Origin of the sequence: Candidatus Pelagibacter sp. HIMB1623, assembly GCF_052047695.1 — a bacterium.
In the GTDB taxonomy this organism is placed as follows: Bacteria; Pseudomonadota; Alphaproteobacteria; order Pelagibacterales; family Pelagibacteraceae; genus Pelagibacter.
Genome location: NZ_JBNAJN010000013.1, coordinates 499,654 through 511,039 on the forward strand (window position 1 = coordinate 499,654; position 11,386 = coordinate 511,039).

Here is an 11,386-nt window from a genome sequence, read left to right on the forward strand (position 1 = left end):
AATGTTACTTGGAAATTATTTTGATGGTATCCACAAAAATAATAAAAAACTATTTTTTTCAGGTATCTCTTTTGATACTAGATCATTAAAAAAAAATAATATTTTCTTTGCAATTAAGGGAAACAATATAGATGGAAACAAATTCATTTCTGAAGCTATAGAAAAGGGTTCTAAAATAATTGTAACAGAACAAAAAATAAAAGATTTTCGTAAAGGAATTTTCTTTATAAGAACAAAAAATATAAGAAAATTATTAGCAGAAGTCTCATTTAAAATTTACAACAAAATACCAAAAAATTTAGTAGCTGTTACAGGAACCAATGGAAAATCTTCAGTTGCTGAATTTTATCTTCAAATAATGAAATTAAATAAAAAAAAAGTAGCTTCAATTGGAACATTAGGAGTTAAATCAAAAAATATTAATTTAAATTTATTTAATACAACAATTGATCCAATTAAATTAGGCCAGATCTTGCAAAAATTAAAAAAAGAAAAAGTTGAAAATGTTATCATGGAAGCTTCCAGTCATGGACTAACACAAAATAGATTAGATGGATTAAATTTTAAATCTGGAATTTTTACAAATTTATCACAAGATCATCTTGATTATCACAAAAATTTAAAAAATTATTTAAAAGCAAAACTTTATTTATTTGAGAATTTAATAGAAAAAAAAGGAAATATAATTACAGATAAAAATATACCTCAATATAAAGCAATCAAGAAAATCTCTTTAAAGAAAAAATTAAAATTATCAGCAATAAATGAAAAGAAAAGTAATTTTGAAATATTATCTCATAGATATGATAATGAAAATCAAATAATCAAATTTAAACATAAAAATTTAATTAAGGAAATTAATTTAAATTTAATAGGTAAAATTCAAATAAAGAATATTTTGATGGCTGCAATGGCATCAAAAAAAAGTAATTTAAATTTTGAAAATATTTTAAAAGTCTTACCAAAATTAAAACCAGTTGAAGGTAGATTAGAAAAAATTGGAAAAATTAAAAATAATTCAATTGTTATTCTTGATTATGCACATACGCCTGATGCTTTAAAAGTTTGTCTTTTAAATATTAAGGAGCAATTTCCTGATAAAAAGTTAAACCTTTTATTTGGTTGTGGGGGGAATAGAGACCAAAATAAAAGAATGAAAATGGGTAAAATAGCAAGTATTTATGCAGATAATATCTATCTAACTGATGATAACCCTCGTTACGAAAACCCAGTAAATATAAGAAATGATATTAAAAAGGGCATCAATGCTAAGAAAATTACAGAAATTTCTAATAGAGCAATGGCAATATCTGAGGCCATTAAAAATTTAAAAAGTGGAGATGTTTTATTAGTTGCAGGAAAAGGGCACGAAAACACACAGGAAATTGGTAAAAAGAAAATCAAATTTTCTGATAGAATAAAAATTCTTAAAGAAATCAATAAAAAAAATAAAAATTTATCTGATCAATTAAAGATAAATATAATTAAAGAACTTTCCAAAACTCAAAAATTATCAAAGTTTATTTCTATAAATAATGCGAGTATTAATTCTAATGAAGTAAGCAAAAATGATGTATTTTTTGCTATCAAAGGAAAAGTAAATGATGGAAATAAATTTGTTTCACAATCATTTAAGAAAAAAGCATCATTCGCAATTGTAAACAAAATTCAAAATAATCTTGATATTAAAAGGCAGATAAAAGTTAAAAACACCTTAAAATTTTTAACAAATGTTTCAAAAGTATACAGAAAAAATATAAGCACTAACATTATAGCTATTACAGGTAGTTGCGGGAAGACTACACTCAAAGAATTATTGGGAAGTGTGTTAGGAAAAATTTCAATTACAAGTATATCACCAAAGTCTTATAACAATAAATTTGGAGTTCCTTTAAGTCTTCTTAATATTAAAGAAAATGATCAATATGGAGTTTTAGAAGTGGGAATGGATAAAAAGGGTGAGATTGATTATCTAACAAAAATAATTGAGCCAAATATTGGAGTTATTACAAATATAAATTATGCCCATGCAAAAAATTTTAAAAATATTAAACAGATTGCCTTAGCAAAATCAGAAATTATAAATAATATCAAATCAAATGGTTCTATCATCTTAAATGCAGATGATAAATTTTTTAAACTTCATAAACAAATTTCTCAAAAGAAAAATCTAAAATTAATTTCATTTGGTATAAAAAGTAATAGAGCGGATATTAAGTTAAAAGATATTAAATCGTTTGGAAAAAATTTTAAAATTAAAATTAAATTTATGAATAAGATTAAATATTTTATAATATCTAATGACTATCAAAACAATATTTACAATATTCTATCTGCATTAGCAGTTATTAGTGTGAATTTAAATATATTTAATTTAAATAAAAATATTTTTTTGAATTTTAAAATTCCTGATGGAAGAGGGGACCATTCAACAATAAAAATAAATAATAAAAAAATAAATTTAATTGATCAAAGTTATAACTCAAATCCACTATCATTAAGTTCTGCTATTAAAAATTTTGATAAAATAAAATCAAATAAGTCTAAAAAATATTTATTGATTGGAGATATGTTGGAGCTTGGTAGTTATTCTAAAAAACTTCATGAGTCTATTGCTCCATTAATAAATCAAACTAAAATTGATAAAGTTTTTGTTAAAGGAAAACTAGCTGCTTTGATATATAAAAAAATATCGAATAGTAAAAAAGGTAAAATATTAATTAATAATTCTCAAATAGATGATTTGATTAGAAATGATATTAAAAACAACGATTATCTAATGATTAAAGCCTCACTTGCGACAGGTTTCAATAAGATAGTTAATGAAATAAAAGGTTTAAATTAAATGCTATACCAGTTTCTATTAAATTTTGTTGATAATTTTGGCTTTTTAAACGTCTTTAAATATTTAACTTTCAGAACTGGTTTATCCTTTTTTACTTCATTAGTAATAGTTTTGTTTATTGGAGGTCCTTTTATAAAATTTTTTTCAAATCAAAAAATTTTTAATCCAATTAGAGATGATGGACCTGAAGATCACATAGTTAAAAAAATTGGAACTCCAACAATGGGTGGAATTATTATTTTACTTGGTCTTATAATTTCAGTTATTTTATGGGCAGATTTATCAAATAATAATATTTTATTTTGTTTATACATTGCTATTTCATTTGGATTACTCGGTGCATTTGACGATTATAAAAAAATTAAGCAAAGCAATTCCTCTGGTATTTCATCAAAGTTTAAAATAATCGTACAGATTATATTATCGTTATTAGGAGTAAGTTTGTTTGTCTATTTGAATGATTATCAAGATTTAAATAATTTATATTTTCCTTTTTTTAAAAATTTAATAATTAATCTTGGATGGTTTTTTATACCTTTTGCTGTATTTGTAATAATAGGTTCTTCTAATGCTGTAAATCTTACAGATGGTCTAGACGGTTTAGCAACAGTACCAGTTATATTGGTGGCAGCTTGTTTTGCATTCATAAGCTATGTAACTGGAAATATTGTTTTTTCAAACTATTTACAAATTCCTTACATTGAAGGAACAGGTGAAGTTGCAATTTTTTGTGGTGCGATAATTGGAGCTTGCTTAGGATTTTTATGGTTTAATGCTCCTCCAGCTAAAATTTTTATGGGAGATACAGGTTCTTTGTCTTTAGGTGGCTCTTTAGGAGCGGTAGGTATTATAACAAAACATGAGATTGTTTTAGCAATAACGGGAGGTCTTTTCGTTTTAGAAGCAGTCTCCGTAATGGTTCAGGTAATTTCATTTAAACTTACAGGAAAAAGAATTTTTAGAATGGCACCCATACACCATCATTTTGAGAAAAAAGGTTGGCATGAATCTACCGTAGTTATTAGATTTTGGATTATCTCAATAATTTTAGCAATGATAGGACTTGCAACGTTAAAATTAAGATAATGAAAAATAAAAAAAATATTTTTTTAAGAAAAAAAATATTAATATATGGATTAGGCAAAAGTGGAATATCTTCATATAAATTTTTAAAAAAAAAAGCAGATGTTTATCTTTTTGATGACAATTCAAAAATAAATAAAAAATTAGTTAGTTTAAGTAAAATTTCAAAAATAAGTTTTGATGTAATTATTATTAGTCCAGGAATAGATATTTCAAAATGTAAATTATCGATGTTCTTGAAAAAAAATTTACAAAAAATTTATACAGATCTTGATGTTTTGTACTCTTTTTATGATAATTTGAGCATAACAATCACAGGTACTAACGGAAAATCAACCACAGCAAAAATACTACATGATGCTTTGGTTGATCAAAAAAAAGATGCTCGATTGATTGGGAACATAGGAAATCCAGCACTTGCAGAGAAAAAAATAACAAAAAAAACGATTTTTGTGATTGAAGCCTCGTCGTATCAGCTAGATTATTCGAAGATTTTTAGATCAAAATATAGCTTAATTCTAAATATTTCAGCAGATCACATTGAAAGACATAAGAACCTAAAAAATTACGTTAATGCAAAATTTAAATTAATCGAGTCTCAAGTTAAGGGAAATTTTGCGTATGTTAAAAAAAATGATTCATTAATTTCAAAAAAAATTAAAAAAAATAAATTTAAGTCAAAAATTTATAAAGTTGATATCTCAAATTTGAAAAACATAATTGATAAGATTAGCAATAAATACTTTGCTTCCGACGGTAATAGAGAAAATCTCTCATTTATTTTTGAAATTGCACCTAAATTGAAACTATCTAAAAACAGATTAATCCAAACAATTAATAATTTTAAAGGTCTTAATTATAGACAACAAATTGTTTTTGATAAAAAAAATTTAACAATAATAAACGACTCCAAATCAACTAGCTTCGCTTCTTCAGAAAATATATTAAATAATTTGAATGATGTTTATTGGATTTTGGGAGGAATACCAAAAAAAAATGATAAGTTTAAATTATCTAAAATAAAATGTAAAAATATCAAAGCGTTCATTTTTGGTTCATATCGAAATAAGTTTAGTAAAGTTTTGAGAAATAAATTAAAAGTTAAAAAATATAAAACTTTAAATGAAACCTTACGTGCAATTTTCTTAGAGATAAAAGATCAAGAAATTACAAAAAATATAATTTTTTTTAGTCCTGCAGGTGCATCGTTTGATAATTTTAAAAATTTTGAAGACAGGGGAAGGTATTTTAATAATTTAGTTAAGAGGTTTATTAATGCAAAATAAAAATTTAATTTATAATTTTTATTACAGTTGGTGGAAAAATATTGATAAATCTTTATTCACATTAATCAGCTTACTATTTGCAATTGGTTTATTTTTTTCTTTAGTTTCTACTTCTTTAATTGCTTCAGATAAATTGAATACCAATAGTTATTTCTTTTTTTTTAAACATTTCATTTATGTTTTGATTGGAATTTTTCTTATTTTTATTTTTTCTTCGTTAAATAAGGATAAATTGTATAAATATTCAATAATTTTATTCATTATTTCATTAATATGTCTATTTTTAGTACCTTTAGTTGGAATTGAAGTAAAAGGCTCAAGAAGGTGGATCGATCTTTTCTTTCTTCCACGATTTCAGCCGGTAGAAGTTTTGAAACCTTTCTTAATTATTACTTTAGTAATTATTTTATGTAATGAAAAAGCAAATATTTTATTAAAATATACAATTACAACAATTTTAATTGTGACAATTTCTTTACTTTTGATAATTCAACCTGATATTGGTCAGACTTTGTTGGTTGTTTTTTCTTGGGCTGTTTTAATTTTTTGTTCAGGAATTAATATTTATTTTCTTACTAGTATATTTGTAGCTGGTGCTACTCTAATGGTTTACCTAGTTATCTATATTCCTAAGTTTAGCTATATAAAGGCCCGTATCTTCTCGTTTTTTAACCAAGAAGTAGGAACTCACAATTTCCAATCTGATAAAGCTATCGAATCTATAACCAGCGGAGGATTTTTTGGAAAAGGAATTGGTGAAGGAACTCTTAAAAATAGAGTGCCAGAAGCTCACACTGATTATATAATTTCTGTAATTTCGGAAGAGTTTGGAGTAGTTGCCATAATTTTAATTATATTAATGTTTTTAATATTTTTACACATGGTGTTTAAAAAAATCCGTTTTGAGCAAAATGACAGGATTAAACTTATCTTAATTGGTTCTGTTAGTTTAATATTGATGCAGGCAACAATCCACATTGGAGTGAATATAAGATTATTTCCAACTACTGGAATGACTTTACCTTTTTTAAGTTATGGAGGATCCTCAATAATAAGCACATCTATTCTAGCTGGAATAATTCTTAATTTGACTAAAAGAAAATTAACTTAATTTATGAAAAAAAAAGTTTTGATTTCAACGGGTGGATCTGGGGGACATGTTTTGCCTGCAGTAATAGTTCATGATCATTTAAAATCTAGTCATGAAATAATAATATCAACTGATCTAAGAGGATTAAAATTTTTACAAAAAGAAAATTATAACACAATTATTATTAACACACCAAAATTAAGTAATTTATATTTTTTTCCTATCTCAATAATAAAAATTTTTATCTTAACACTTAAGTCTTACAAAATATTAAAAAAAGAAAACATATCAATCTTAGTTTCCACAGGTGGTTATATGTCATTACCACTTTGTTTGGCTGCAAAATTATTAAGCATTAAGATTTTTTCAATTGAACCAAACATGGTCCTTGGAAGAGCAAATAAATTTTTTTTAAATTTTTCAAAAAAAATAATTTGTTATTCAAAAAATTTAAAAAATTTTCCTAAAAAGTTCGAGCACAAAATAACTTTATCCAAACCATTAATTAGAAAAAAATATTATGAAAATTTTTTTAATAAAAAAGATAATAATTTATTCACAATTTTAATTATTGGTGGTAGTCAGGGAGCAAATATATTTGATACTCTATTTAATAATACACTTGTTAATATATCTAAAATTTGTTCTTTAAAAATTATTCATCAAACTAACAAAAAAAATATTGATGTATTAAAACAATTCTATAAAAAAAATAATATATTAAGTAAAGTTTTCACATTTGATCAAAACCTAAATAACCTCATGATTGAGTCTGATTTATGTATCACTAGAGGTGGAGCATCAAGTTTAGCAGAACTATCTCTGATAAATCTTCCATTTATAGTTATACCTTTACCTAATTCAAAAGATAATCATCAGTATGAAAATGCTTTATACTATGAGAGTAAAAATGCATGTTGGATATTTGATCAAAATAACTTTGATGAAAAAAAGTTTGAGGAATTATTGTCAGTTATTTGTAGAAAAAATAATGAATTTATTGCTAAAAAAATTAATTTAAAAAAATTAAATTATCAAAATACTTGGAATAGTGTTAATCAAAAATTATTAGAAACTTTTAATGAATATTAAATTAGCAAAGTCAGAACTTATACATTTTGTTGGTATTGGTGGAATAGGTATGAGCGGTCTATCTTTAATAATGAAGAGTAAAGGATTTAAAGTTCAAGGAAGTGATATTTCAATAAATAAAAATATAGAAAGATTAAAAAAAGAAAAAATTAAAATTTCAATTGGTCACAAAAAACAAAATATTAATAAAGCTACAATTTTAGTTATATCTTCGGCAATAAAGAAAAATAACCCAGAGCTATTAGAAGCTAAAAAAAGACAATTACCTATTTATAAACGTGGAGAAATGTTAGCAAACATAGTTTCTTTAACTAAAAACATAGTAGTAGCTGGTTCACATGGTAAAACAACAACCACATCGTTAATCGCTTCAATATTCCAAGAAACTAAAATAGATCCAACAATAATAAATGGAGGAGTAATTAATTCAATTAATCATTCTGCTAAACTTGGTAAAAGTGATTGGTCTATTTTAGAGGCTGATGAATCTGATGGAAGTTTTATACATATATCTCCAACGTATTCTATAATTACAAATATTGATCGGGAACATATGGATTACTATCGTTCAATGAAAGATTTAAATAAATATTTTATCAATTTTGTAAATAAAGTTCCTTCATTTGGAAAATCATTCATTTGCTTAGATGATAAGAACAACAAAGGTATGATAAAAAATCTCAAAAATAAAAATTTTTATACTTATGGATTAGATTCAAGGTCAAATTTTTGTGTGCAAAATATCAAACAAACTAAAGAATACTCAGAATTTAATTTAAATATAAGTCTACCAAATAAAAAAAAAAGAATTATTAAAAATATTAAAATCCCTTTATTGGGAATTCATAATATTAAAAATTCAGTTGCAGCTTTAGCATTAGGTTTGACTGTTGGTCTGCCTATTTTAAATATAAAAAAAGGTTTAAAGAATTTTTCAGGAGTTCAAAGAAGATTTAATAAAATTTTTTCTTACAATAATGTGGATTTTTTTGATGATTATGCTCATCATCCTACTGAAATAAAAGAAGTTCTACGGGGTGTAAATCAAGTTTATCGAGACTACGAAAAAATATGCATTTTTCAACCACATAGAATATCGAGAACTAAAGATTTAAAAAAAGAATTTACTTTTGCTTTTAAGAATGCTGATAAAGTTCTTCTGTTTCCAATTTATGCGGCTGGTGAAAGAATTAGACTTGGATTTAATTATATTAATTTTGCAAAACAAATTATAAAAAATTCTAAAGTTCAACTATTTCTTGTCGAAGATAGATTTCAATTAGCAAAATTTATTAAAAGTAACATATACGGTAAAAAAATAGTAATAGGGATGGGTGCAGGAACTATTTCCAGTTGGATGAGAGAGCTACCAAAATATTTATAATGAGTATTGATAAACAAGATTTTTTTTTGGAATTTAAAAATAACATAAAATTAGATTATGACTTAAAAAATAAAAATTGGTTCAATATAGGTGGAAAAACAAAAATTTATTTTAAAGCAGATGATTTAAAAGAATTAATAAAATTTTTAAAAAAAATCCAAAATAAAGAAAAAGTATTTATCCTGGGTGGAGGTTCTAATACTTTAATATCTGATCAAACATATAATGGAATAGTAATAAAACTCTCAAAAAATTTTAATAATATTTCAAAATTGTCTGAAGAAATTTTAATAGCAGGTAGTGCGGTTACTGATAAATCTTTATCAGAATTTGCGATGGAAAATGAGATAGGTGGTTTTGAATTTTTATCCTGTATTCCAGGAACAGTTGGAGGTGGAATTAAAATGAATGCTGGTTGTTTTAATAGAGAATTTAAAGATATTCTAATATCAATACAGGCGGTAAATAAATCAGGGCAAGTATTAACAATACCAGCAAAAGACATTAATTTTAAATATAGAGATAGTAGATTACCAGATGATCTGATTTTTTTAAGTGCATCTTTGAAAGGATATAAAAAGGAAAAAACTTTAATAAAAAAAGAAATGGAAATCTTAAAAGTTAAAAAAGAAAAAGCTCAACCTACTAGAATAAAAACAAGTGGGAGCACTTTTAAAAATCCTATAGATCAAACTGATAAAAAAGTTTGGCAATTAATTAAAGAATCAGTTCCAATAAACAAATCATTTGGTGATGCATCTATTTCAGAAAAACATTGTAATTTTTTTGTAAATAATGGAAATGCAAAATTTGAAGATATGAAAAAACTAATTGAATATGTATCAAATAGTGTTTTTGAGAAAACAGGTATTAAGTTAGAAAAAGAAATAAAAATATTAGAGTAAATTGAAAAAAAAAATACTTATAATTTCTGGAGGGGTTTCAAAAGAAAGATTAATAAGTCTTGATACAGGATTACAAGTTTATAAAGAACTAAAAAGATATGGGTATAAAGCTAAAATCTCTGAACCCAACATTGATTTGGTAAAAAATATTAAAAACTTTGAACCTAATATAATTTTCAATGCATTACACGGTCAGTTTGGAGAAGATGGCTACATTCAAACGATTCTTGAAAAATTTAAAATTCCATACACTCACTCAGGTCCAGTTTCTTCATCTATTGCAATGGATAAAGATTTGTCAAAAAAAATATTCATTAAATATAAAATTAAGACACCTAAATATTTTATTTATTCTTATGATTTACATAAATTTGAATTAATAAAAAAAATAAAAAAAAAATTAAAATTTCCTATTGTTATCAAACCTTTAAATGAAGGTTCGAGTGTAAATGTTTATATTTGTAATGAAAAAAATATTATTAAAAACTTAGATTTACTTAGAGAATATAAAAAGATAATGATTGAAGAATTTATAGGTGGCAGGGAAATTCAAGCTGCAATTTTGGGAAATAAAAAATTAGGAGCGATTGAACTTAAACCAAAAAGAAAATTTTACGATTATCAGGCAAAGTATAATTCAAAAGCAAAAACAGAACATATAATTCCAGTGAAGCTTCCAGATAAAAAATTTAGAGAATTGATGGATATAGCATTTAAAGCTCACAAGTTGATTGGATGTCGTGGTGTGACTAGATCAGATTTTAAATTTTATAGAGGAAAATTTTATTTACTTGAAATTAATACTCAGCCTGGAATGACTAAATTGTCTCTAGTTCCAGAAATTGCAGCTTATAAAGGAATTAATTTTATAAAATTAATTGAATGGATTTTAAAAGATGCATCAACGAATAAGTAGAAAAATTGTAATTTATCTTTTAATTTTTTTTTTAGTAAGTTCTATAGGTAATTATCATTTAATTAGTTTTAATTCTTTCAAAAAAGTCCAATTTACTATTGTAGGGTTGGATAACTCAAATATTTTAAACATGACTAAAAACTTAAATAATTTAAAAATTAAAAATATTTTTTTTTTAAATAAATCAAAAATTTCTGAAGTAATTGAGTCAGACACTTTAGTAGAAAATTATAGTGTATTTAAAAAATATCCCTCTAATCTTACAATTCAAATTAAAGATACAAACTTTTTGGCAAAGATAAACGTAAATAATAAAATTTATATAGTTGGCTCAAATGGAAAACTAATAAATAATAATTATAAAAATGATAATTTACCATTCATATTTGGCAAACCAGAAATTGATGAATTTCTTAAATTTAAAAAATTAATTGATGAATCAAAATTTTCCTATGATCAAATTAAAAATTTATATTTCTTTCCCTCCAAAAGATGGGATGTGGAGCTAAATAACAAGGTACTTCTAAAGCTATCAAAAAAAAATATTAAAGAGTCTTTAAATCAAGCATTCGAATTTTTTAATAATACTAATTTTAAAGAAATTAAATTAATTGATGCAAGAATTAAAAATCAGATAACTATAAAATGATTGATGTTTCAGAAGTACAAACTTATTTAATAATATCAAAAAAAAATTTTGTTATTTATTTATTTGATAAAAAAAAATTGAAAACTTTATATTATGAAAAGTTAGACTTAGAAAATAAAATTAATGATTTAGATTT

At 23.9% G+C, this 11,386-nt stretch carries 9 protein-coding genes; all 9 read left to right on the top strand.

Going from position 1 to position 11,386, the window contains the following annotated elements:
- The first annotated feature begins 1 nt into the window (after window position 1).
- Genes ACTTBN_RS07105 through ACTTBN_RS07145 form a run of 9 tightly spaced genes read left to right on the top strand, consistent with a single transcriptional unit; the run spans window position 2 to window position 11,250 of the window.
- The gene (locus tag ACTTBN_RS07105) at window positions 2-2,845 is read left to right on the top strand and encodes a UDP-N-acetylmuramoyl-L-alanyl-D-glutamate--2,6-diaminopimelate ligase (protein ID WP_440681706.1); all 2,844 of its coding nucleotides are present in this window, start codon (window positions 2-4) and stop codon (window positions 2,843-2,845) included.
- Window positions 2,846-3,931 (top strand): phospho-N-acetylmuramoyl-pentapeptide-transferase, encoded by a 1,086-nt coding sequence (gene mraY / locus ACTTBN_RS07110; protein WP_440681708.1) that lies wholly within the window; start codon window positions 2,846-2,848, stop codon window positions 3,929-3,931. It begins immediately after the preceding gene.
- Window positions 3,931-5,214: a UDP-N-acetylmuramoyl-L-alanine--D-glutamate ligase gene (gene murD / locus ACTTBN_RS07115; RefSeq protein ID WP_440681709.1), complete on the top strand. Its 1,284-nt coding sequence runs from the start codon at window positions 3,931-3,933 to the stop codon at window positions 5,212-5,214. Before mraY ends, murD begins: the two co-directional genes overlap by 1 nt.
- Complete coding sequence (locus ACTTBN_RS07120) at window positions 5,204-6,325, top strand: FtsW/RodA/SpoVE family cell cycle protein (protein ID WP_440681710.1); 1,122 nt, start codon at window positions 5,204-5,206, stop codon at window positions 6,323-6,325. The genes murD and ACTTBN_RS07120 overlap by 11 nt, the downstream gene beginning before the upstream one ends.
- A gap of 3 nt (window positions 6,326-6,328) precedes the next feature.
- Window positions 6,329-7,396: a UDP-N-acetylglucosamine--N-acetylmuramyl-(pentapeptide) pyrophosphoryl-undecaprenol N-acetylglucosamine transferase gene (locus ACTTBN_RS07125; RefSeq protein ID WP_440681711.1), complete on the top strand. Its 1,068-nt coding sequence runs from the start codon at window positions 6,329-6,331 to the stop codon at window positions 7,394-7,396.
- Window positions 7,386-8,780, top strand: coding sequence for a UDP-N-acetylmuramate--L-alanine ligase (gene murC, locus ACTTBN_RS07130; RefSeq protein ID WP_440681713.1), 1,395 nt, complete (start codon window positions 7,386-7,388; stop codon window positions 8,778-8,780). Before ACTTBN_RS07125 ends, murC begins: the two co-directional genes overlap by 11 nt.
- Window positions 8,780-9,685, top strand: coding sequence for a UDP-N-acetylmuramate dehydrogenase (murB, locus tag ACTTBN_RS07135; protein ID WP_440681715.1), 906 nt, complete (start codon window positions 8,780-8,782; stop codon window positions 9,683-9,685). The genes murC and murB overlap by 1 nt, the downstream gene beginning before the upstream one ends.
- A gap of 1 nt (window position 9,686) precedes the next feature.
- On the top strand, window positions 9,687-10,601 hold the full coding sequence (locus tag ACTTBN_RS07140) for a D-alanine--D-alanine ligase (protein WP_440681716.1): 915 nt from the start codon (window positions 9,687-9,689) through the stop codon (window positions 10,599-10,601).
- Window positions 10,582-11,250, top strand: coding sequence for a cell division protein FtsQ/DivIB (locus ACTTBN_RS07145; RefSeq protein ID WP_440681718.1), 669 nt, complete (start codon window positions 10,582-10,584; stop codon window positions 11,248-11,250). Before ACTTBN_RS07140 ends, ACTTBN_RS07145 begins: the two co-directional genes overlap by 20 nt.
- The last annotated feature ends 136 nt before the right edge of the window (window positions 11,251-11,386 follow it).